The organism is Enterobacter sp. ENT02 (assembly GCF_019219165.1).
In the GTDB taxonomy this organism is placed as follows: Bacteria; Pseudomonadota; Gammaproteobacteria; order Enterobacterales; family Enterobacteriaceae; genus Enterobacter; species Enterobacter mori.
Genome location: NZ_JAHUWD010000002.1, coordinates 306601 through 329002, shown reverse-complemented (window position 1 = coordinate 329002; position 22402 = coordinate 306601). Strand labels below are relative to the sequence as shown.

The window sequence follows — 22402 nt, the reverse complement described above, 5'->3', positions numbered from 1 at the left end:
TTTTCATGCACACGTTTATCATTTTGATACTACAGGTTGATACCGCTGTATTTCATCTATCAACTCTGATGAATATTTTGCACACAGTCTATTAATAAATAACGGTTCAACACTTTTACAATACGATAAATATCCTTTAAGAAAAAGGCGTTTTTCCTCTGGAAGATCCTTCCATTTGAAAATAAGAGCTTTAACCATTCTTTTTTTATCCCTTCCTAATGAAACCCCTCCATCGGTAGTCAAAGTTACACCAGTGACCATCATTTTATTTTTTTTTGACATGTGCAAAGTTTTCTTTCTATTAATCCATAATTTTGATGGATATCTAAGAGTTTTTAGGTTCAATCGTAAAAAGGGAGGTATCAACTTTAATACATTTTCTTCATTAGTTGAAAAATACATATCATCCGCGTAACGCGAATATGTCACACCTTTTGAAAGACAAAACTCATTCAATAAGTGATCCAATTTAAAGCATATAGCATTACTCATTACAGGAGAACTGACCGCCCCCATAGTCAACCTTCCGTTGAAGCATACTAATTTTACTAGCAAATCTGTATCAGATTCTAACCATTTGTCACCGAAATATTGTTTATTGTCATTTATGTATTCTTTAACATCATTTTTCGTAATAGAATCAAAAAATGCTTCAAAGTCCAACTTGAGCATGAAACGCTTAGCTTTGTGAATACTTGCATGTTTATAAACTGACGAACCTTTTTGATAAGCTACAGCATTTGGATGAACCGGCAATTTCGACAATATATTATCATGAAGCAGTCTCTGTAACACTTTTAATTCTTTAGAGGGTTGATAGACTATTCTTGTCCCGCCGTTTTTTTTAGGAACAGAAAATTTCCCATAATGGGAGTTAGCTTCATTTGCAACTTTAAAAATAAAATCAGCTTCTAATAGCAATACTTTAGCTAGATATTCAATTAACATATCACATAATCCTTTCTAGCTCTGTCTTGAATTTCGATATCATTATTAAATCGGATAATGATCTAGCTCTACTGCGCTGAATACTTTCAACCAAACCTTTCATCGTTTCATGATTGAACAACTTAACATAATCGACACAGGAATAATGAGTTACACCTTCAAATTTACTTTCCTTAAAAATCCCCAGAGCAACCCCAATAGACACGACAAAAGAAATGTTTTTATTGTTCTTATAATTTATCATTCGCCCAGTGATATTGATTATTTCAGGTATCGTTATCGGTCCCAAAGATGATACAACTACTAATACAAAAAATAGAAATATTTTTGGAGAGTATTTATAATCACCAATCAAATTCGACTCCGCTATACTTGATTGAGTTTTCCTGTTAAGCCTTTCATTGATTTTAGGCATGCAAGTTAAAATCGTCTCGAATTCAGTGTAGATTGTAGGACCAAATTTAGACTCACTATTAACCCATGTTACTGGGCCTGTATTAATGAATGACTTATGACTTTCAAATTTTTTATCCAAGATTGGAAGAAGTTTTTTACGTAATACCGGACTTAAGGAAAATGCACCCAATTCAGCTACAGTACCGTAACTTTCTACGAGAATAATTACCACATCGGAAAAATCGGCAAGCCACTCTTCTAACGATAATGCATTCACATTACGATGAGTTCCAAGATTACTAATAACTTCCCACGCCAATTCTGCGCGAAAAGTGACAAACTCTTTATGATGTTTAGTGATATATTTTTCAAGCACCCCTCTGTTTGAGCAAAAAGCCTCATCTCCACCACAAATAAATAATACTTTGGGTAAAATATAATTAAAAGAGTTCAAGTTGCTGGGAAAAAAACTTGAAATAAAATTTTCTTTTGCGCGTAAATATCTTGGGTGTTTGAACCACATGTTAATTGCCCATACAAGAGTTCCCGAGACACAAGTTAGCCTGGTGTCTATAAATGACACAAGGCTAACTTGTGTCGAGATACCAAGCAATCCATTCGAGTTGGCTAAACACCAACCGCTAGAAAGCAACATGCAATATGCGCTTTCCTACTAAGGGCATGATCAGGCTAGCACCAACATTTAGATAACTCAAGTGAATACCTTCAAGTGCGCTAGTATCTCCGCCAAGCCTGAGCACTTCATGGTGTGGTTTTCATACAGGTTCATGCCGGCCAGTAAGCGCACCAGTTCTGGCGGACCAAATCTGCTTAGCTGTCGTTGATTATATTTATTGCTTCAACTAACCCTTTTTTATAAATAGTTTTTTTGCCTGAAATTCTCTGATCCATGATCCCTCTCTTCCCTCCCTTACATTTAATATATATGATTTATCGAATATGTATTAACTACCCATAGGGTTCGTCCATGCTCCACCCGCTCCAGCTCTTCAAAACCCTCTCCGACGAAACGCGGCTCGCCATCGTCATGCTGCTCCGTGAGGCAGGTGAATTGTGCGTCTGCGATCTCTGCGCCGCGACCACCGAGTCGCAGCCGAAAGTCTCCCGTCACATGGCCTTGTTGCGCGAGTCCGGGCTGGTGATCGACCGTCGCGAGGGGAAATGGGTCCATTACCGTCTCTCTCCTAACATGCCTGCGTGGGCGGCAACCGTTATCGACAACAGCTGGAACTGCCTGCGGGAAGAGACGCGCATGAAGCTGAAAAACCGACTACCGGGCGCATGCTGATCGCAACACATTCACCAAAGCAGATATAATGGAGTAAACGATGTTTCTGGCAGGGGCTATTTTTCTGTTTACGCTGGTACTGGTCATTTGGCAGCCCAAAGGGCTCAGTATCGGCTGGAGCGCCACCATCGGCGCCGTGCTGGCGCTGGTCAGCGGCGTGATTCACATTAACGATATACCAGTCGTGTGGAATATCGTCTGGAACGCTACGGCAACGTTTATCGCCGTCATCATCATCAGCCTGCTGCTGGATGAGTCCGGCTTTTTCGAGTGGGCGGCGCTCCATGTTGCCCGCTGGGGAAACGGTCGCGGGCGATTGCTGTTTACGTATATCGTGCTGCTGGGCGCAGCCGTGGCGGCGCTGTTTGCCAATGACGGTGCAGCGCTGATACTGACCCCTATCGTTATCGCCATGCTGCTGGCGCTGGGGTTCAGCAAGCAGGCCACGCTGGCGTTTGTGATGGCAGCAGGTTTTATCGCCGATACCGCCAGCCTGCCGCTGATTGTGTCCAACCTGGTCAACATCGTGTCGGCAGACTTCTTTAAGCTGGGGTTCAGCGAGTACGCTTCGGTGATGATCCCGGTGGATATCGCCGCGATTGCCGCAACGCTGGTGATGCTGCATCTTTTCTTCCGCAAGGAAATTCCCCCGGAATATGACCTGTCAAAACTCCGCGAGCCCGCACGCGCCATTCACGATCTCCCGACGTTCAGAACGGGCTGGATCGTCCTGCTGCTGCTTCTCGTCGGTTTCTTCGTACTTGAGCCTCTCGGCATTCCGGTCAGCGCCATTGCGACCGTCGGCGCGCTGATTTTATTCGCTGTCGCAAAGCGCGGACATGCGATAAACACAGGGAAAGTGCTGCGCGGCGCACCGTGGCAGATCGTTATCTTTTCGCTGGGGATGTATCTGGTGGTGTATGGCCTGCGCAATGCCGGGCTGACGGATTCTCTCACAGGCGTCCTGAATAGCCTGGCCGGACACGGGCTGTGGGCCACCACGCTGGGAACCGGGTTCATCACCGCGTTCCTGTCATCCATAATGAACAATATGCCCACGGTGCTGATTGGCGCGCTCTCCATTGAAGGCAGTACGGCAACGGGACTGCTCAAGGACGCGATGATTTATGCCAACGTGATTGGCTGCGATTTGGGGCCGAAAATCACCCCTATCGGTAGCCTCGCCACCCTGCTCTGGCTTCACGTGCTGGCGCAGAAAAACATGACGATGACCTGGGGCTACTATTTCCGGACGGGCATCGTTATGACGCTGCCGGTCCTGTTTGTGACGCTCGCCGCGCTGGCGCTACGTCTCTCCTTCACACTGTAATGAGCCACTGATATGAGCCACATCACTATCTACCACAACCCCGCCTGCGGCACCTCGCGCAACACGCTGGAGATGATCCGCAACAGCGGCACGGAGCCAGAGATTATCCTCTATCTGGAAACCCCACCGTCGCAAGATGAACTGACCACCCTGATTGCCGATATGGGCATTTCAGTGCGGGACCTGCTGCGTAAAAACGTGGAGCCTTATGAACAGCTCGGCCTGGCCGAAGATAACTTCACCGACGACCAGCTTATCGGTTTAATGCTTCAGCACCCGATCCTGATTAACCGTCCGATCGTGGTAACGCCGCTCGGCACCCGCCTGTGCCGCCCGTCTGAAGTTGTCCTCGACATCCTGCCGGACGCGCAAAAAGGGGCGTTTACGAAAGAGGATGGCGAAGCCGTCGTGGACGCCAGCGGGAAACCCATCGGCCGCAGGTAGGTCTGGCTGGAGCGAGGGGGTGCCTAACGACCGCCCTCACCCGCAATCCTGCCCACCATCGCGCGGATCTCGTCCCGGCTTAAGGGCTTACGGTCGGTGACAAAATGCAGCGTCATCCCTTCAATAAACGCATCCAGCGCGCGGGTGGTGACCGGATCGAACCACTGCTCCAGCGTGTCCTGGCTCATCTTCATCCAGTCCTGCATCACCGTTTTAAGGGCCGCGCTGCGGTGCATAAAAGCGTACAGTTGGTACATCAACGCCATATTGTGCGGCGTGGTCACCTGCGAGCTGTGGATCAGCGTGGTGATGGACTCACACGCCATTTCCGGCCCTGTGACGCCCGCAAAGAAATCCCGGTACTGCTGCGACATCTGCCGGGTAAACCACGTAAAGGCCTCTTCCAGCAGCGATTCCATACCGTCAAAATAGTAGGTCATCGACCCCAGCGGTACGCCCGCGCAGGAGGCGATTTTACGGTGCGTGACGGCGTGAATACCGTGCTCAGCGATGGTGTCCAGCGTCGCCTGGAGTATTTTTTCCCGGCGGTGCGGATCGTTGGGTGGTCTGCTCATAAATTCCTCATCCGGTTTATGTACAAATGTACACAAACTTGCTAGTGTTGTCGCTATTGTTGTACTTCTGGTGCTACCCCAATGACGCTGAACTCTCCCCGTAAGGCCCTGCAATTACGCATGTGGGCGCTGTTTATGTTCTTCTTTATTCCCGGGCTGCTGATGGCCTCCTGGGCCACGCGCACCCCGGCTATTCGCGATATTTTGTCCGTCTCTACCGCCGAGATGGGCATCGTGCTGTTCGGCCTGTCGATAGGCTCCATGAGCGGCATTCTCTGCTCCGCGTGGCTGGTTAAACGCTTTGGCACGCGGGCGGTGATCCGCACCACCATGTGCTGCGCGGTGTTCGGGATGATGGTGCTGAGCGTGGCGCTGTGGTTTGCCTCGCCGGTCCTGTTTGCTCTGGGGCTGACGGTCTTTGGCGGCAGCTTCGGCGCGGCGGAAGTAGCGATTAACGTCGAAGGGGCATCTGTCGAGCGTGAGATGAACAAAACCGTGCTGCCGATGATGCATGGCTTTTACAGCCTCGGCACGCTGGCGGGTGCGGGAGTGGGGATGGCGCTGACGGCGTTTGGCGTGGCGGCCAATCTGCATATTTTACTGGCGGCGCTGGTGTGCATTATTCCGATCCTGACGGGCATCCGGGCGATCCCGGACGGCACCGGTAAGAACTCCGCTGGCGAACAGCACTCGGCCGAAAAAGGGCTGCCCTTCTACCGCGACTTCCAGCTGATGCTGATCGGCGTGGTGGTGCTGGCAATGGCGTTCGCGGAAGGTTCCGCCAACGACTGGCTACCGCTGCTGATGGTGGACGGTCACGGCTTCAGCCCGACCTCCGGCTCGCTGATTTACGCCGGGTTTACGCTGGGGATGACCGTCGGGCGCTTCACCGGCGGCTGGTTTATCGACCGCTACAGTCGCGTAGCGGTGGTGCGCGCCAGTGCCCTTCTCGGCGGGTTAGGCATCGCGATGATCATCTTTGTGGACGTGGACTGGATTGCAGGCATTTCCGTGATCCTGTGGGGACTGGGAGCATCACTTGGCTTCCCGCTGACCATTTCCGCCGCCAGCGACACTGGCCCGGATGCGCCAACGCGCGTCAGCGTAGTGGCGACCACCGGTTACCTCGCCTTCCTGGTGGGACCACCGCTGCTCGGTTTCCTCGGGGAGCACTACGGCCTGCGCAGCGCCATGCTGGTGGTATTAGGGTTAGTCATTATCGCGGCGCTGGTGGCGCGCGCGGTGGCAAAGCCGGAAGCAGAACAAACGACACTGGAGAAGGGATATGAGCGTTAAACTGATTGCAGTCGACATGGATGGCACCTTCCTGAGTGATGCGAAGACGTACAACCGCACGCGTTTTCTGGCGCAGTACGCGCGCATGAAGGCGCAAGGCATTCGCTTCGTGGTCGCCAGCGGCAACCAATACTACCAGCTGATCTCCTTTTTCCCGGAGATCGCGCATGAGATTGCGTTTGTTGCCGAAAACGGCGGCTGGGTCGTGAGCGAAGGTGAAGATGTCTTTAATGGTGAACTGTCGAAAGCCCATTTCGAGACCGTCGCGAACGTGTTAAATGACGTTCCGGGCATTGAGATAATTGCCTGCGGCAAAGGCAGCGCCTACACCCTCAAAGCCTATGACGATGCCTTCATCGATATGGCCTCAAAATATTATCACCGCCTCGAAAGGGTCAGTGATTTCGATAACCTGAACGATATTTTCTTCAAGTTTGGGCTTAACGTTTCCGATGATGAAATTCCGCGTATTCAGGCGCTGCTGCATGAAAGGCTGGGCGATATTATGGTGCCCGTCACCACCGGTCACGGCAGTATCGACCTGATTATCCCCGGCGTGCACAAAGCTAACGGCTTGCGCATTTTGCAGGCGCGATGGGGCATAGAGAACAGCGACGTGGTGGCCTTTGGCGACAGCGGCAACGACGTAGAAATGTTGCGCCAGTCAGGGTTTAGCTTTGCGATGGCCAATGCCAAACCGCATATTAAGGCGGTCGCCCGGTTTGAAGCGCAGCATAATAACGATGAAGGCGTTTTAAACGTGATTGAGAAGGTGTTGAACGGGGAGGCTCCGTTTAATTAACCGCGTGCGGTCTGGTGCCCTCACCCTAGCCCTCTCCCAAAAGGGGAGAGGGAATAAACAGATCAAGGTTGCAGGGCGCTGCCGATGCGTTTGTCTTTCAGGAACACCACCATTAATCCCACCCACAGCACGCCGTTGGCAAGGTTGAACAGGCTGAACAGCCCGTTGCCGCCAAACGCGTAAGCGTGCTTGCTCACCTCAATTCCGACGGTAAAAATCAACATCTGCAGCATGCCCATCGCGGCGGACACCGTGCCTTTACTCATTTCGCTGGCAAACAGCGTCAGGCGCACCAGTCCGGCATTCGCCACGCCAATACCAAAGGCATAGACGCTCAGACCCGCGGTCATCCACAGGTAGGCGTGGGAAGAGGCCACCGTAGCGACCGCAGCCATGATCAACCCTGCCGCAATCGGCCAGCCGCCCATAATAATCAGCGAGCGAACGGTGCGGCGCGACGTCAGACGTGCCAGCACGAGGTTACCGGCGATCAGCGCGCCAAAGATCGGCACCTGCAGCAAACCGTACTCGTAACTGCTGAGCTTCTCACCGCTGATGATAATGACGGGCGACTGCGCAATCCACGCCAGCAACGGCAGGCTGACAAAGCCCGTCGCCAGCGCACCCGCGACAAAGCGGCCATTTTTCAACACCTCTTTGTAGTCGCGTCCCAGCTCTTTCAGGGAGAGTTTTTCACCCAGACGCGTAGCCGTTTCCGGCATCGCGCGGTGCAGACCAAAGAAGGAGATGGCAGCAAGGGCGGCGAAGAGTATGAACATCCCCTCCCACGGCGCAACGTGCACCCAGGCTGCGCCCACCAGCGGTCCCAGCAGCGGCGCAATCAGCGCCACGTTCGCCATCAGCGCGGTGATTTTGATACACACCGCCTCTTCAAACGACTCCTGAATAGCGGCATACCCCACGGCACCGATGAAGCACAGGCTCACCCCCTGCAGGAAACGCAGCAGGGTAAATTGTTCAATGTTTTGCGCCAGCAGCGTGGCAAGACAGGTGACAATAAACCACACCACGCCGGTCAGCATCACCGGACGACGACCAATACGGTCCGACAGCGGCCCTAACAGCCACTGTAAAAACATGCCGCCCGCCAGATAGGCGGTCATGGAGGTCGGCACCCACTCGATACCCGCGTTGTACTGTTCTACCACGGCCAGCATACCGGGCTGGATCATATCGTTGCCGATATAGGTAGAGAATTCGTAGAGCACCAGACACAGAGGGAAAAGTAACGCCTGACGTCCCAGACGATTACCGGAAGAAGAACGGTTTAACATGCAATCTCTTTATGATGAAAAAATCGCGATGAGTGTAATGAATTGCCGCAGCCCGAGATAGCAAATTATCGATAGTAAACAGAAATAAAGCACTTATCGTCGTCGTTTAAGGTTTCCTTAAGTTGACAGTTTTATGATAGCCCTATTTTCACGTCACTGACCCTAATTATGGCCTACACCTTCAGCCCTTCAGAATTGTCTAACTTGCCGACAAATAAGACAAAAGACCTTTACCGTTTGCCCCTGCGCTTTTATGGTTATCAGCTTTTCGTGCTGATTGTCCTCGCCGTCCTGTTTACCTGGCTTTCACGTGACGAAACGCTCGACAGATGGATCACCGGTTTCTGGTATGACGCAGCGACGCGCCATTTTCCGTTGCAGCAAAACCCGATGCTGGACCTGCTCAACCATCGGCTGGCGAAGTATGTCTCTATCGCCCTGGCTGCGGTTGCGCTGATTTACGGTGTCGTCAAGCGCAATGCCCGACTCCTCACGGCTGCGCTTCTGATGGGGCTGGGTGCACTGGTTGTCGGCGTGCTGAAAAGCATTAGCCACCATAGCTGTCCGTGGGATCTGGTGGAGTATGGCGGGAAGGCGGTTTCTTACCCCCTGTTTAGCGCGGTACCGGCAGACAGCGGACCGGGCCGTTGCTTCCCGGGCGGCCACTCGTCAAGCGGCTTTATGGTGATGGGGCTGTTTTTTGCCTTCTGGCGCGAACGTCCACGTCTGGCCTGGAGTTTCGTCGTGCTGGGTGCGGTATTGGGTCTGGTAATGGGTTACGGTCAGGTCATGCGCGGGGCGCATTTTTTCTCTCACAACCTGTGGGCTGGGTGGTGGGTCTGGTTTTCCCAGGTGGTGGTCTATGGCCTTGTTTCCGCCTGGTTTGCGAAAGAGTGACGACATTATGTTAGAGAATCTGAACTACGGACTGTTTTATTTCATCAACGCCACGCCAGCCTCGCCGGAATGGATGATTGATTTCGCCACCTTTGTTGCCAGAGATTTGATCTCGATTGTACCTGTACTGGCCGTTGTTCTCTGGCTGTGGGGTCCACGTAAAGAGGTCACTGCACAGCGCCAGCTGGTGATCAAAGTGGCGATGGCCATCGGTGTCAGCGTAGTGACCAGCTATCTGCTGGGACATGCCTTCCCCCACGACCGTCCGTTCGTCGATCACGTTGGGTATAATTTCCTGCACCATGCGCCTGATGACTCCTTCCCAAGCGATCATGGCACCGTGATTTTCACCTTCGCCCTGGCGTTCCTGTTCTGGCATCGCCTGTGGTCTGGCGCGGTGCTGATGGGTATCGCGCTGGCCATCGCCTGGTCCCGCGTTTATCTTGGCGTTCACTGGCCGCTGGATATGGTGGGCGGGTTCCTGGTGGGGCTGATCGGCTGCGTGAGCGCGGCGATCCTGTGGAGCCTCTTTGGCCCGGCGCTTTACCGCGGGCTGTCTCAGCTGTATCGCGTGCTGTTTGCCCTCCCGATCCGCAAAGGCTGGATACGTGACTAATCCCGTTCCGACAGGTTACACTTGAGCCCCCGCCCTGCGGGGGTTCACTTTTTCATCCTGAGGATCTATGGAAACACGACGCGATGACCGCATTGCTCAGCTGCTCCAGGCGCTGAAGCGTAGTGATAAACTGCACCTCAAGGAAGCTGCTACGCTGCTCGGCGTCTCTGAGATGACCATTCGTCGGGATCTTAACAGCGACAGCGCCCCCGTTGTGCTGCTGGGCGGATACATCGTCCTCGAGCCGCGTAGCGCCAGCCACTATCTGATCAGCGATCAAAAAACGCGTCTGGTGGAAGAGAAGCGCAAAGCGGCACGGCTCGCGGCCTCCCTGGTGCAGCCGCATCAAACCCTGTTTTTTGACTGCGGGACCACCACGCCGTGGATCATCGAAGCCATTGACAGCAGCCTCCCGTTTACCGCCGTCTGTTACTCATTGAACACCTTTCTGGCGCTGCAGGAGAAACCCGAATGCCGGGTGATCCTCTGCGGCGGTGAGTTCCACGCCAGTAATGCCATCTTTAAGCCGCTGAACCTGCAGGACACGTTGAGTAACTTATGCCCGGATATCGCGTTTTATTCTGCGGCGGGCGTGAACGTGCGTCAGGGCGCGACCTGCTTTAACCTGGAAGAGTTACCCGTGAAGCACTGGGCGTTAAATGCCGCGCAGTATCATGTGCTGGTGGTGGACCACAGCAAGTTTGGCAAGGTGCGTCCGGCAAGAATGGGCGAGCTGGCGCAGTTTGATGCCATCGTCAGCGATTGCCGCCCGGACGACGAGATTGTGGCCCATGCGAAGGCGCAGCAGGTGAAGTTGATGTATTGAGAGGGGTGCGGCCTGATGCCCTCACCCCGGCCCTCTCCCACAGGGAGAGGGAGAAAACCCATAAGGTTTAGCTAAACCAGCTGCCAAACCACCCGTGGAATTTCATCAGTACGAAATCCCACATCCGGCTGAAGAATCCGCCCTCTTCTACCGCTTCCATCACAATCAGCGGACGCTGTTCAATCGACTTGCCGTTAAGCTGGAAATCAATCGTCCCGACGACCTGGCCTTTTTTCAGCGGAGCCGTAAGCTGCGGGTCGGTCAGGGTGAAGCTGGCTTTCAGGTTTTTCAGCTGACCGCGCGGAATGGTCACTGAACCGGCCTCACCCGCGCCCAGATTCACCTCGCTCTTATCGCCAAACCAGACGCGCTGGCTGACGAACGTGGCATCCGGCTTAATCGGCGTCACGGTTTCAAAGAAGCGGAAGCCCCAGGTCAGCAGTTTTTCTGATTCATTAAAGCGAATTCGATCGGTTTTGGTGCCCAGCACCACCGAAATCAGGCGCATATCGCCCTGGGTAGCGGACGCGACCAGGTTATAACCTGCGCCCGCCGTGGTGCCGGTCTTCATCCCGTCCACGTTGACGTTGCTGCTCCACAACAGACGGTTGCGGTTCTGCTGACGGATCTTATTGAAGGTAAACTCTTTCTCTTTGTGGATCGCGTATTCGTCCGGTACGTCGTGGATCAGCGCTTTCCCCAACAGCGCCATGTCACGCGCGGTACTGAACTGCCCCGGCGCATCGAGACCGTGGACCGTTTTAAAGGTGGTGTTGGTCAGGCCCAGTTTTTGCGCATAGCCATTCATCAAACCAATGAACGAATCCTGGCTGCCCGCGACGTAATCGGCCAGCGCGATACACGCATCATTTCCCGACTGAATGATCACACCTTTATTCAGATCGGAAACGGAGACCTGATCCCCGGGCTTCAGAAACATCACCGACGAGCCCCGCAGCGCCGGGTTACCGGTCGCCCAGGCGTCTTTCCCGACGGTGACCATATCATCAAGCTTAATTTTGCCTGCTTTCAGCGCCTGACCCACCACGTAGCTGGTCATGATTTTGGTCAGGCTTGCCGGGTCGAGTTTCTCGTCGGCATTCCCTTCTGCCAGCACTTTACCGCTGGCGTAGTCCATTAAGATCCAGGCGCGGGCATCCACCGGTGGCGCTTCGGGCGCCGCCTGTTCCGCCGCGTAGAGCGTTGGGGCAAAAAGGAAGAGGAGCGCAGAGCCTGCCGCCAGGCTGCGCAGAGAAGTCAGTTTTCGCGTCATAAATGCCACCCGAGTGTCCATTCAAAAAATTACGTCACATCACCGTGTCGCAAGAAGCGATGAGTAATAGCGCACTAAAACGGTTAAAGAAACCCAACCAGGGTAAAGTTATTAAAGTTTATGCAATAACATTCATTTACGCTTTGATTCAGGCGATTTTTTTGTCTTCTGTTGCGTAATTGTTAGGTTTATCTCACCATGGCGAAAAGCTGACTCGGATTCACATCTCATCGGGAGTAAATATGATTACGCTGTGGGGCAGGAACAACTCAACCAACGTGAAGAAAGTGCTCTGGACGCTGGAGGAACTGGATTTACCGTTTAATCAAATCATGGCCGGCATGTCGTTCGGCGTGAACAAAGAGGCTGACTACCTGGCGATGAACCCGAACGGGCTGGTGCCGCTGCTGCGCGACGATGAGACCGATGCCACGCTGTGGGAGTCCAACACCATTGTCCGTTACCTTGCCGCGCAGTACGGTCAGGGCCGTCTGTGGGTAGAAAGCCCAGCCCAGCGTGCTCAGGGTGAAAAGTGGATGGACTGGGCAAACCAGACGCTCTCTCCCACTCACCGCGTGATCCTGATGGGGCTTATCCGTACGCCGGAAGCCGAACGTGACTATCCCGCCATTCATGCAGCCCAGGACACCTGTGAGACCCTGTTTGCGATGATGGACGACGAGCTGGCGAAGCACAAATGGTTCTCAGGCGACGCGTTCGGCGTGGGCGATATTGCGGTTGCACCATTCGTCTGGAATCTGACCAATATGGGTCTGAAATGGACGCCACGCCCTCACCTCGAGCGCTGGCTTCAGCAGCTTACCGAGCGCCCGGCGTACCGTAACGCGGTGATGATCCCGGTTACCTGATTACGTGCCGGACGGGCTGACTTTCAACAGCTGCCCGTCCGTCTCGTCGGTCAGGACATATAAATAGCCGTCCGGCCCAACCCGCACATCGCGAATACGCCGATCTTTATCACCCAGAATACGCCCGTCTTCCGTCACCTTATTGCCGTCGACGCTCAGCACGATGACGTCTTTCTCCTTCAGCGCGCCGATAAACAGTTTGTTTTTCCACTGCGGGAAGACGTCGCTGTTGTAAAAGGCCATGCCGCTCACCGCAGGGGAAACCTTCCAGACAAACAGCGGTTTTTCCGTTCCCTCCGCGTGCTCACCTTTGGCTTCCGGAATTTTCAGGCCGCTATAGTTAATGCCGTGGGTCGCCAGCGGCCAGCCGTAATTCTTCCCTTTTTCCGGGATGTTGATTTCATCCCCGCCGCGCGGGCCGTGCTCGTTAAGCCATAGCGTGTCGCTCCACGGGTTCATCGCCATCCCCTGCGGGTTACGAATGCCGTAGGACCAGATTTCAGGCCGCGCGCCGGCGGTGTTTACAAACGGGTTATCCGGCGGCACCTTCCCGTCCTCCGTCAGGCGCACCACTTTGCCCTGAAGCTTGTCCAGATCTTGCGCCGTTGAACGCTCATTGTTCTCCCCTAAAGCAATAAACAGGTACCCTTTGCCGTCGAACACCAGCCGACCGCCAAAATGGTTCCCGGTGGAGAGTTTCGGCATCTGGCGGAACACCACCTCGAAGGCTTCAATGCGCGACAGATCGTCGCTCAGCCGACCGTAGCCCACCGCCGTGCCCGCATTCCCGTCATTTCCCACTTCGGCATAGCTCAGCCAGATGCGTCGCGATTGTTCAAAATCAGGTGCCAGCACCACGTCCAGCAAACCGCCCTGGCCGTTTGCCCACACCCTGGGCACGCCGACAATCGGGTCAGACAACCCTTTTCCGGCCTGCCAGTGTTTCAGCTGGCCGCCTCTGAGCGTGATGAGCACGCCTTTATTGTCAGGCAAAAAGGCCAGTGACCAGGGGTGATCGAGTCGGTTCTGCAACACCTCGACCTTTACCGCGTCAGGGGCAGCGAGGAGAGAAAAAGGGAAAAATAACGCAGGCAGTAAAATCAGCGAGGATCGATGCATAACGCGCTCCTTTATCGGCATATGGCATAAAGATTAGCCACAACGTTCGGCCGCGTTACCACTTTTACAAAAGCTTAATCAGAAGGGGGAGTCGCCTCCCCCGGGCTCAGTGCTGGGCAAGCTTCGCGTGCTCGTTCAGACACATGATGCAAAGAGAGAGCGTTGTCAGGCAGTTTTCAAGCTTCTCCGCGTTAACAGCGATAAAATTCGGGCAGTCGTGGCGTCCGTTCATCAAACATACCCCTGCAATGGAGAGCACCTCAGCGGCACGACGCAGCGCCATCAGCTCGCATTCATCGTATTCCGCTTTCAGGGTCGGTGCTTTTTCACGCATGAAATTGCAAAGTTCAAACAGGTTATCACGCAGATGTTCGCTTTCGCTGACTGACATATAGCCTTTTGCCTTCCTGAGCTGCAGATACGCGGCCAGGTCGATTCGGGCGTTGATCAGCTTGTTAAGCAGATCGCGTTTCAGTCTGTCAACGGACATGCTATTTCCTCCTCTGTCAGCCATGTTGCACATTCAGAATAAGGTCATTTTTTGTACAATTTAATGCCTGAGATCAATAATTCTTAACTGATTAACATTCTTTACAATGTTACAACCTTTCCTCACCGCATCCGCCATGCAAAGAATGTATAAATCCCCCGCGATACGCTGTAAAATCCCGCCCTGATAACTCCATAATTGATGAATTTTTAACCTATGAGCAATGTTACGCACCAGCCGAAAATCGGCTTCGTCTCCCTCGGCTGCCCGAAAAACCTGGTGGATTCCGAACGCATCCTGACCGAACTTCGTACCGAAGGCTATGACGTGGTGCCAAGCTACGACAATGCCGACATGGTGATCGTCAACACCTGCGGCTTTATCGACAGTGCGGTTCAGGAGTCTCTGGAAGCCATCGGTGAAGCCCTGACCGAAAACGGCAAAGTCATTGTCACCGGCTGCCTGGGCGCGAAAGTGGATCAGATCCGCGAAGTGCATCCGAAGGTGCTGGAGATCACCGGCCCGCACAGCTACGAGCAGGTGCTGCAACATGTTCATCACTACGTGCCAAAACCCAAGCACAACCCGTTCCTGAGCCTGGTGCCGGAACAAGGCGTGAAGCTGACGCCGCGCCACTACGCGTACCTGAAAATTTCCGAGGGCTGCAACCATCGCTGCACCTTCTGCATCATCCCGTCCATGCGTGGCGATCTGGTGAGCCGTCCAATCGGTGAAGTGCTGGCGGAAGCCAAACGTCTGGCCGACGCGGGCGTGAAGGAGCTGCTGGTCATCTCCCAGGACACCTCGGCCTACGGCGTGGACGTGAAACACCGCTCCGGTTTCCACAACGGCGAGCCGGTGAAAACCAGCATGGTCGGCTTGTGCGAGCAGCTCGCGAAGCTCGGTATCTGGACGCGTCTGCACTACGTCTACCCGTACCCGCACGTTGACGATGTGATCCCGCTGATGGCGGAAGGCAAAATTCTGCCGTACCTGGATATCCCGCTGCAGCACGCCAGTCCGCGTATTCTGAAGCTGATGAAGCGTCCTGGCTCCGTTGACCGCCAGCTGGCGCGCATCAAGCAGTGGCGTGAAATCTGTCCGGATCTGACCCTGCGCTCCACCTTCATCGTCGGCTTCCCGGGTGAAACCGAAGAAGATTTCCAGATGCTGCTCGACTTCCTGAAAGAAGCCCGTCTGGACCGCGTTGGGTGCTTCAAGTACAGCCCGGTAGAGGGCGCAACCGCCAACGAGCTGGCGGACCAGGTTCCAGAAGAGGTGAAAGAAGAGCGCTGGAACCGCTTCATGCAGCTGCAGCAGCAGATCTCTGCTGAGCGTCTGCAGGAAAAAGTGGGCCGCGAGATCATGGTGATCGTTGATGAAGTGGACGAAGAGGGCGCGATTGGCCGCAGCATGGCAGACGCCCCGGAAATCGACGGTGCGGTTTACCTGAACGGCGAAACCAACGTTAAGCCGGGTGATATTATTCGCGTGAAGGTTGAAAACGCGGACGAGTATGACCTGTGGGGTAGCCGGGTTTAAACATTAACCCCTCACCCCGGCCCTCTCCCCAAAGGGGCGAGGGGGAACAGACCGCACCGAGCAGTCCCCTCTCCCCTCAGGGGAGAGGGTTAGGGTGAGGGGTAAGATCCTGCAAAAACCTACCCCTTAATCCGTGGATCCAGCGCGTCGCGCAGTCCGTCCCCCAGCAGGTTAAACGCCAGCACCGTCAGGAAAATCGCCAGACTTGGGAAGATCGCCACGTGCGGTGCAATCACCATATCTGCCCTCGCCTCGTTCAGCATCGCGCCCCACTCTGGCGTGGGAGGCTGCGCTCCTAACCCCAGAAACGACAGGCTGGCCGCCGAGATAATCGACACGCCGATACGCATGGTGAAATAGACCACGATGGACGACACCGTACCCGGCAGAATATGGCTGAACAGGATCGTGGCGTTGCTGGCTCCCATACTGCGGGCGGATTCGATAAAGGTCTGCTGTTTCAGCACCAGCGTGTTGCCGCGCACCAGGCGGGCGAAGGCCGGTATCGAAAAGACCGCGACCGCAATGATGACGTTCGCCATGCCGCTGCCCATGATCGCCACCACGGCAATCGCCAGCAGAATGCCGGGGAAGGCAAACAGCACGTCGCAGATGCGCATGATAATGCGGTCCCACCAGCCTTCGTAATACCCGGCGACGAGACCCAAAACCGTGCCTATCGCCGCGCCGATCAACACCGCAAAGACCCCGGCGGCCAGCGAGATCTGCGCCCCCACCAGCACGCGGCTGAAGATATCCCGCCCGAGCGAATCCACGCCGAACCAGTGCATCATCGACGGCCCGTCGTTCAGACGGTCATAGTCAAAATAGTTTTCCGCATCAAACGGCGCGACCCACGGCGCAACGATCGCCACCACAATCAGCAGCAAAACAAACAGCCCCGCCGTCATCGCGACAGGCTGACGGCGAAAACGCCGCCAGAATTCAGACCACGGAGTGCGGATGTGCTCCGGCTTTAGCCCCGGCATAGCATTTAATACGGCCTGACGACGCCAGTTCAACAATCGCATCTTACTTGTACCTGATGGCCGGGTTAATGGCGGCGTAAAGCACGTCCACCACTAAGTTAATAAGAATAAACTCCAGCGAGAACAGCAGGACTTCCGCCTGAATCACCGGATAATCGCGCATGTCGACTGAATCGACCAGCAGACGCCCCAGCCCCGGCCAGTTGAAGACCTTCTCCACCACAATAGAGCCGCCCAGCAGGAAGCCAAACTGCAGCCCCATCATCGTTACTACCGGGATCATCGCGTTGCGAAAACCGTGCTTGAGGATGACCCACTTCTCGCTGACCCCTTTCGCCCGCGCGGTGCGGATGTAGTCTTCGCTCAGCACGTCGACAAACGAGGCGCGGGTAAAGCGCGCCATCACAGCCGCCACGGCTGCGCCAAGGGTCATCGAGGGGAGAATGTAGTGCTTCCAGGTATCCGCGCCCACGGTCGGCAGCCAGCCCAGCTCCACGGAGAAGATCTGCATCAGCAGCATCCCGAGGGCGAATGCCGGGAAGGAGATGCCGGTCACCGCCAGCGCCATACCCAGTTTATCCGGCCAGCGGTTGCGCCAGACGGCGGCGACAATTCCCGCACCGAGACCAAACACCACCGCCCAGCCCATGCTGGCAAGGGTTAACCAAAAGGTCGGCATAAAGCGGCTGGCAATCTCTTCCGACACCGGGCGACGCGACACCATCGAGGTGCCAAAATCGCCCTGCAGCACGTTGCCTATATAGTGCAGGAACTGCATATACAACGGCCTGTCGAGACCCAACTGCTTGCGCACCAGTTCAATAACGGTCGCATCCGCCTCGGGCCCGGCAATCAGCCGCGCCGGATCCCCCGGCAGCATATGGACAAACAGAAACACCAGCACCGCCACAATCAACAGCGTCGGGATAAGCCCCAGCAGGCGTTTACAAACATAATTCAGCATGAGTGTTATTTTAAATCCGCGTCGTCAAAGCTAAAGCCCGTATCCGGCATGATATAGAACCCGGTCAGCGCTTTGTTATGGGCGGAGACCAGTTTTTCCACCACCAGCGGCACCCACGGCGACTCTTTCCAGATAATATCTTGCGCGTCTTTGTAGAGCCGCGCTTTCTCTTCCGGTTTGGTGGTTTTCAGGGCATCGGCCAGGTCTTTATCCACCTGCGGGTTGCTGTAGAACGCGGTATTGAACAGCGTTGGCGGCCAGTTCTGTGAGGCAAACAGCGGTGACAGCGCCCAGTCAGCTTCACCGGTGGAAGCCGACCAGCCGGTGTAGAACATCCTCACGCCGCTCTCTTTCTGCCCTTTGCCCTCCACCTCTGCCGCACGCTGTCCGGCATCCATTGCGGTCACCTGCGCCTTGATGCCGACCTGCGCCAGCTGCTGCTGGGTAAACTGCAGCACCTTCTGGGCGGTACTGTGGTTATGCGACGACCACAGCGTGGTGCTGAAGCCGTTCGGGAATCCCGCCTCTTTCAGCAGCTCGCGCGCTTTGGCCGGATCGTAAGGCCACGGCTGGTAGCTTTGCGCATAGGCGATCGCCGGGGGCACCACGCCGGTCGCCGGAGTGGCATAGCCCGCAAAGGCCACTTTCACCAGCGCCTGACGGTTAATGGCGTAGTTGATGGCTTCACGCACCTTCGGGTTATCGAACGGTTTTTGCGTCACGTTCATGCTGATGTAGCGCTGCATGATTGACGGGCTGGCAACCAGCTCCAGCTTGCTGTTTTTCGCCAGCAGCGCTGCCTGTTCGTACGGGATCGGGAAGGCAAACTGCGCTTCACCGGTTTGCAGCATCGCCGCGCGGGTGTTGTTATCCACCACCGGGCGCCAGGTAATGGTGTCGAGCTTCGGCAAGCCCTGCTGCCAGTATCCGGCGAATTTCTTCACCTTCACAAAATCGGTTTGATTCCAGGTAAGCAGTTCGTACGGGCCGGTGCCTACCGGGTGGAAGCCGATCTCTTTGCCGTATTTCTTCAGCGCCGCTGGCGAAATCATTGCCGTCGCCGGGTGCGCCAGAATGTTAATGAACGCGGAGAATGGCTCTTTGAGGGTGATCTTCACGGTTGCCGGGTCGACCGCCTCGGTACTGGCGATATTTTTATACAGGTTGTAGCGCTTCAGGCTATTTTCCGGATTGCTGGCGCGGTCGAGGTTAACCTTCACCGCTTCAGCATTGAAATCCGTGCCGTCCTGGAACTTCACGCCGGAACGCAGCTTGATGGTATACACCAGCCCGTCGTCCGAAACGGTATAGCTCTCCGCCAGCACGTTTTTGAGCTTCATTTCTTTATCCAGGCCAAACAGCCCCTGGTAGAACGATTTCGCCACCGCCTGCGACAGCGTGTCGTTAGCATCATACGGATCGAGCGTCGTAAAATTAGAGCCGACCGCCACGACCACGTCTTTGGCAGCGAACGCGGGGGCGACGGCCAGCGCCGCCGTCACGCTCGCGGCTAACAGCCATGTACGAGCAACAAATTTAACCATTGTGTTCTCCTGCCTGGTGTACGTTATAACCGCGAGAATGCATTGTCCTGACGCGGTGGTGCGACAAAATGACCGGGACCGACTTCCCGAAGCGTAACGCGCTCCAGGGTTTCGCCCCGTTTACGAATATTGCTCGGCATTTCATCCTGCAGCAGCACGCGCTGGGCGTGGTGATGCGCAGGATCGGCAACCGGCACAGCGGCCATCAGCTTGCGGGTGTAAGGATGCTGCGGGTTTTCAAATACCGCCCGCCGCGGGCCAATCTCAACAATTTGCCCCATGTACATCACCGCAACACGGTGGCTGATACGCTCCACCACCGCCATATCATGCGAGATAAACAGGAAGGCAATGCCCATATCCCGCTGTAAATCGAGCAATAAATTGATGATTTGCGCGCGGATAGAGACATCCAGTGCCGAAACGGACTCATCCGCAATCACCACTTTTGGATTCAGCGCCAGCGCCCGCGCAATGCAAATGCGCTGCCGCTGTCCGCCGGAAAACTCGTGGGGATAACGCCAGGCATGTTCAGGCTTCAGCCCGACGCGCTCCAGCAGCCAGGCCACGCGACGCTGCGCCGCCTCGCCGTCGAGCAGGTTATGCACCCGCAGCGGCTCCATGATCGAATACCCCACCGTATGACGCGGATCGAGGGAGGCATACGGATCCTGGAAAATAAACTGAATATCCCGGCGCACGGCCTGCAGCTTGCTGTCTGGCAGGGTGTCGATACGCTCGCCGTTAAAGGTAATGGTCCCGGCCTGTGTCTCCACCAGCCGGAGCAACGCGCGTCCGGTCGTGGATTTACCGCAGCCCGACTCCCCCACCAGCGCCAGCGTTTCGCCCGGCCAGAGATCAAAACTGACGTTTTCCACCGCATGGACTTCGCGCTTCACGCGATTGAACACCCCGCTGCGCAGCGGAAAACGCGTGACCAGATCGCGGACTTCCAGAATGGGCCTGCCCGGCACCACCGTATCTTGCTCGGTTTCGGCCGTCTGCATGCCCGCCTCGCCCTGAGCCATCAACGGAAAACGGCGCGGTAAATCGCTGCCGTTCATCGCCCCAAGACGCGGCACCGCCGCCAGCAGCGCTTTGGTGTAAGGATGAACAGGCGCATGAAAAATTTGCTCAACCGTGCCCGTCTCCACGGCGTGCCCCTGGTGCATCACCAGTACGCGGTCGGCGATATCCGCCACCACGCCCATGTCGTGGGTGATAAAAATCACCCCCATCTCCATCTCCTGCTGCAGCACTTTGATCAGCTGCAGGATCTGCGCCTGAATCGTCACGTCCAGCGCCGTTGTCGGCTCGTCGGCGATCAGCACCGCCGGACGGCACGAGAGCGCCATCGCAATCATGACGCGCTGGCGCATCCCCCCGGAAAGCTGATGCGGATAGCGCCCCAGAATGGCCTGCGCTTCAGGAATGCGCACCCTCTCCAGCATCCGCTTCGCTTCGAGGAGCGCTTCATCGCCGCTTAAGCCCTGATGCAGGCGGATGGACTCGGCAATCTGCTCGCCCACCGGAAAAACCGGGTTCAGCGAGGTCATCGGCTCCTGGAAAATCATGGCGATATCCGCCCCACGCACGCCCTGCATCTGCGAACCACTCAGTTCATTTAAATCAATGACCTGACGATTACGGCGGCGAAGGAGCATTTTCTCGCTGCCGATCTGCCCGCCCGTTTGCTCCAGCAGGCGCAACAATGCCAGTGCGGTAACCGATTTACCGGAACCAGACTCACCGACAATGGCCAGCGTTTCGCCGCGATGCAGCGAAAACGATAAATTCTGTACTGCGGGGATGAACTGCCGCTCCTCCTGAAACGCAATATTCAGCTGATGGACAGCCAATACCTGGCGGTTGTCCAGCTCTTCACTGTGCGGCACGTTTTGCCCCCTTATTCACGATAGATCCCCGTACTGGGCTCATCACCGGCGTAGCCCCAGGCGCGGTACATCCCTTCGCTGTTAAACGGCAGGGCCACGTTGCCCTCACGATCCACCGCAATCAACCCGCCGACGCCGCCAAGCGCGGGGAGTTTTTCCATTACCACGCGCTCGCAGGCCTCGCTCAGGCTTAATCCGCCATAATCCATCAGCGCGGTGATGTCATAGGCCGCGAGAGCACGAATAAACACTTCGCCGGTTCCGGTACAGGACACGGCGGCCGTGGCGTTGTTGGCATAGCACCCTGCGCCGGGCAGCGGGCTGTCGCCGACGCGCCCCGGCAGCTTGTTGGTCATCCCGCCCGTTGACGTTGCCGCCGCGAGGTTTCCGGCTTTATCGAGCGCGACTGCGCCGACCGTGCCCATTTTGGTGGTTTCATCCAGCGGCGCGGCGTGGTCAAGCTGCGTCTTGCCTGCCGTACGCGCGTCCAGCAGCTGCTGATAGCGCTCCTCCGTGGAAAAAAGATCGGGCGATACCGACTCCATTCCGTGTTCGAAGGCAAACGTCTCTGCCCCTTCGCCCGTCAACAGGACGTGCGGACTCGCTTCCATCACCAGACGTGCCGCCAGCACCGGGTTGCGCAGACGACTGACGCCTGCCACGGCGCCCGCTTTCAGGGTAATACCGTCCATCACGCAGGCATCCAGCTCGTGCGTTTCATCCCGGGTAAAGACCGAACCGATCCCCGCGTTAAACAACGGGCACTCTTCCAGCAGGCGCACCGCCTCGGTGACCACATCCAGCGCGCTATCGCCCGCTTCCAGCATCCGCTGGCCTGTTTCCACAATGGCGTATAGCGCGTCAATATAGCGCTTTTCCTGCTCGGGACTGAGCTGTGCACGGGTGATTGCCCCGGCGCCACCATGAATTGCGATTACCGCATTAACCATTTCGCATCACCCGTTAGCCTGATTTGCGGCTTT

The 22402-nt window shown here is 55.5% G+C and carries 22 protein-coding genes; 10 read left to right on the top strand and 12 right to left on the bottom strand.

Going from position 1 to position 22402, the window contains the following annotated elements; genetic code table 11:
* Positions 1 to 18: 18 nt before the first annotated feature.
* Positions 19 to 948 (bottom strand): retron St85 family RNA-directed DNA polymerase, encoded by a 930-nt coding sequence (locus KW829_RS07505; protein WP_218307938.1) that lies wholly within the window; start codon positions 946 to 948, stop codon positions 19 to 21.
* 1 nt (position 949) lies between these two features.
* Positions 950 to 1867, bottom strand: coding sequence for a retron St85 family effector protein (locus KW829_RS07500; protein WP_218307937.1), 918 nt, complete (start codon positions 1865 to 1867; stop codon positions 950 to 952).
* A gap of 465 nt (positions 1868 to 2332) precedes the next feature.
* Between KW829_RS07500 and KW829_RS07495 the strand changes: the two genes are divergently transcribed.
* Genes KW829_RS07495 through arsC form a run of 3 tightly spaced genes read left to right on the top strand, consistent with a single transcriptional unit; the run spans position 2333 to position 4427 of the window.
* On the top strand, positions 2333 to 2653 hold the full coding sequence (locus KW829_RS07495; protein WP_089598994.1) for a metalloregulator ArsR/SmtB family transcription factor: 321 nt from the start codon (positions 2333 to 2335) through the stop codon (positions 2651 to 2653).
* Positions 2654 to 2693: 40 nt separating this feature from the next.
* Positions 2694 to 3983 (top strand): arsenic transporter, encoded by a 1290-nt coding sequence (locus KW829_RS07490; protein WP_214597861.1) that lies wholly within the window; start codon positions 2694 to 2696, stop codon positions 3981 to 3983.
* A 12-nt stretch (positions 3984 to 3995) separates the two neighbouring features.
* Positions 3996 to 4427, top strand: coding sequence for a glutaredoxin-dependent arsenate reductase (gene arsC / locus KW829_RS07485; protein WP_218307936.1), 432 nt, complete (start codon positions 3996 to 3998; stop codon positions 4425 to 4427).
* A 23-nt stretch (positions 4428 to 4450) separates the two neighbouring features.
* Here the strand turns inward: arsC and KW829_RS07480 are convergent, their stop codons facing one another.
* Positions 4451 to 5002 carry a TetR/AcrR family transcriptional regulator gene (locus KW829_RS07480; RefSeq protein WP_100165210.1) on the bottom strand — a complete coding sequence of 184 codons (552 nt, stop codon included), beginning with the start codon at positions 5000 to 5002 and terminating at the stop codon, positions 4451 to 4453.
* Between the two features lie 81 nt (positions 5003 to 5083).
* On the opposite strand from KW829_RS07480, the gene KW829_RS07475 reads away from it, so the two are divergent.
* Both KW829_RS07475 and KW829_RS07470 read left to right on the top strand, forming a co-directional pair.
* On the top strand, positions 5084 to 6298 hold the full coding sequence (locus tag KW829_RS07475) for an MFS transporter (RefSeq protein ID WP_218307935.1): 1215 nt from the start codon (positions 5084 to 5086) through the stop codon (positions 6296 to 6298).
* Positions 6288 to 7100, top strand: a complete 813-nt coding sequence (locus KW829_RS07470) for a Cof-type HAD-IIB family hydrolase (protein ID WP_010429026.1) — start codon at positions 6288 to 6290, stop codon at positions 7098 to 7100. Before KW829_RS07475 ends, KW829_RS07470 begins: the two co-directional genes overlap by 11 nt.
* A gap of 62 nt (positions 7101 to 7162) precedes the next feature.
* On the opposite strand, the gene KW829_RS07465 is transcribed toward KW829_RS07470, so the two are convergent.
* Positions 7163 to 8395, bottom strand: a complete 1233-nt coding sequence (locus KW829_RS07465) for an MFS transporter (protein ID WP_218307934.1) — start codon at positions 8393 to 8395, stop codon at positions 7163 to 7165.
* Between the two features lie 168 nt (positions 8396 to 8563).
* Between KW829_RS07465 and KW829_RS07460 the strand changes: the two genes are divergently transcribed.
* The 3 genes from KW829_RS07460 (at position 8564) to deoR (ending at position 10734) form a co-directional block, all read left to right on the top strand.
* A complete protein-coding gene (locus tag KW829_RS07460; protein ID WP_010429022.1) occupies positions 8564 to 9292 on the top strand; it encodes a phosphatase PAP2 family protein in 729 nt (242 codons plus the stop codon).
* A 7-nt stretch (positions 9293 to 9299) separates the two neighbouring features.
* On the top strand, positions 9300 to 9908 hold the full coding sequence (gene ybjG / locus KW829_RS07455) for an undecaprenyl-diphosphate phosphatase (protein WP_010429020.1): 609 nt from the start codon (positions 9300 to 9302) through the stop codon (positions 9906 to 9908).
* A gap of 67 nt (positions 9909 to 9975) precedes the next feature.
* Entirely contained in the window at positions 9976 to 10734 is a 759-nt protein-coding gene (deoR, locus tag KW829_RS07450; RefSeq protein WP_010429018.1) for a DNA-binding transcriptional repressor DeoR, read from the top strand.
* A gap of 67 nt (positions 10735 to 10801) precedes the next feature.
* On the opposite strand, the gene dacC is transcribed toward deoR, so the two are convergent.
* Entirely contained in the window at positions 10802 to 12007 is a 1206-nt protein-coding gene (gene dacC, locus KW829_RS07445; RefSeq protein WP_089599029.1) for a serine-type D-Ala-D-Ala carboxypeptidase, read from the bottom strand.
* A gap of 242 nt (positions 12008 to 12249) precedes the next feature.
* Between dacC and KW829_RS07440 the strand changes: the two genes are divergently transcribed.
* Positions 12250 to 12876, top strand: coding sequence for a glutathione S-transferase family protein (locus tag KW829_RS07440; RefSeq protein WP_174340621.1), 627 nt, complete (start codon positions 12250 to 12252; stop codon positions 12874 to 12876).
* Here the strand turns inward: KW829_RS07440 and KW829_RS07435 are convergent, their stop codons facing one another.
* Both KW829_RS07435 and bssR read right to left on the bottom strand, forming a co-directional pair.
* Complete coding sequence (locus tag KW829_RS07435) at positions 12877 to 13995, bottom strand: PQQ-dependent sugar dehydrogenase (RefSeq protein ID WP_182402683.1); 1119 nt, start codon at positions 13993 to 13995, stop codon at positions 12877 to 12879. It lies immediately after the preceding gene.
* Between the two features lie 106 nt (positions 13996 to 14101).
* On the bottom strand, positions 14102 to 14485 hold the full coding sequence (gene bssR, locus KW829_RS07430; RefSeq protein ID WP_010429006.1) for a biofilm formation regulator BssR: 384 nt from the start codon (positions 14483 to 14485) through the stop codon (positions 14102 to 14104).
* 216 nt (positions 14486 to 14701) lie between these two features.
* On the opposite strand from bssR, the gene rimO reads away from it, so the two are divergent.
* The gene (gene rimO, locus KW829_RS07425) at positions 14702 to 16027 is read left to right on the top strand and encodes a 30S ribosomal protein S12 methylthiotransferase RimO (RefSeq protein ID WP_218307933.1); all 1326 of its coding nucleotides are present in this window, start codon (positions 14702 to 14704) and stop codon (positions 16025 to 16027) included.
* Positions 16028 to 16146: 119 nt separating this feature from the next.
* Here the strand turns inward: rimO and gsiD are convergent, their stop codons facing one another.
* From gsiD to iaaA, 5 genes are read right to left on the bottom strand one after another with little or no spacing between them, the layout of a single operon-like run.
* Positions 16147 to 17058 carry a glutathione ABC transporter permease GsiD gene (gene gsiD / locus KW829_RS07420; protein ID WP_214594319.1) on the bottom strand — a complete coding sequence of 304 codons (912 nt, stop codon included), beginning with the start codon at positions 17056 to 17058 and terminating at the stop codon, positions 16147 to 16149.
* A 1-nt stretch (position 17059) separates the two neighbouring features.
* Positions 17060 to 17980 carry a glutathione ABC transporter permease GsiC gene (gsiC, locus tag KW829_RS07415; RefSeq protein ID WP_089598983.1) on the bottom strand — a complete coding sequence of 307 codons (921 nt, stop codon included), beginning with the start codon at positions 17978 to 17980 and terminating at the stop codon, positions 17060 to 17062.
* 5 nt (positions 17981 to 17985) lie between these two features.
* Positions 17986 to 19524, bottom strand: coding sequence for a glutathione ABC transporter substrate-binding protein GsiB (gene gsiB / locus KW829_RS07410; protein WP_218307932.1), 1539 nt, complete (start codon positions 19522 to 19524; stop codon positions 17986 to 17988).
* Between the two features lie 23 nt (positions 19525 to 19547).
* Positions 19548 to 21419: a glutathione ABC transporter ATP-binding protein GsiA gene (gene gsiA, locus KW829_RS07405; RefSeq protein WP_218307931.1), complete on the bottom strand. Its 1872-nt coding sequence runs from the start codon at positions 21417 to 21419 to the stop codon at positions 19548 to 19550.
* An 11-nt stretch (positions 21420 to 21430) separates the two neighbouring features.
* Positions 21431 to 22369: a beta-aspartyl-peptidase gene (gene iaaA, locus KW829_RS07400; protein ID WP_174340614.1), complete on the bottom strand. Its 939-nt coding sequence runs from the start codon at positions 22367 to 22369 to the stop codon at positions 21431 to 21433.
* Between the last annotated feature and the right edge of the window lie 33 nt (positions 22370 to 22402).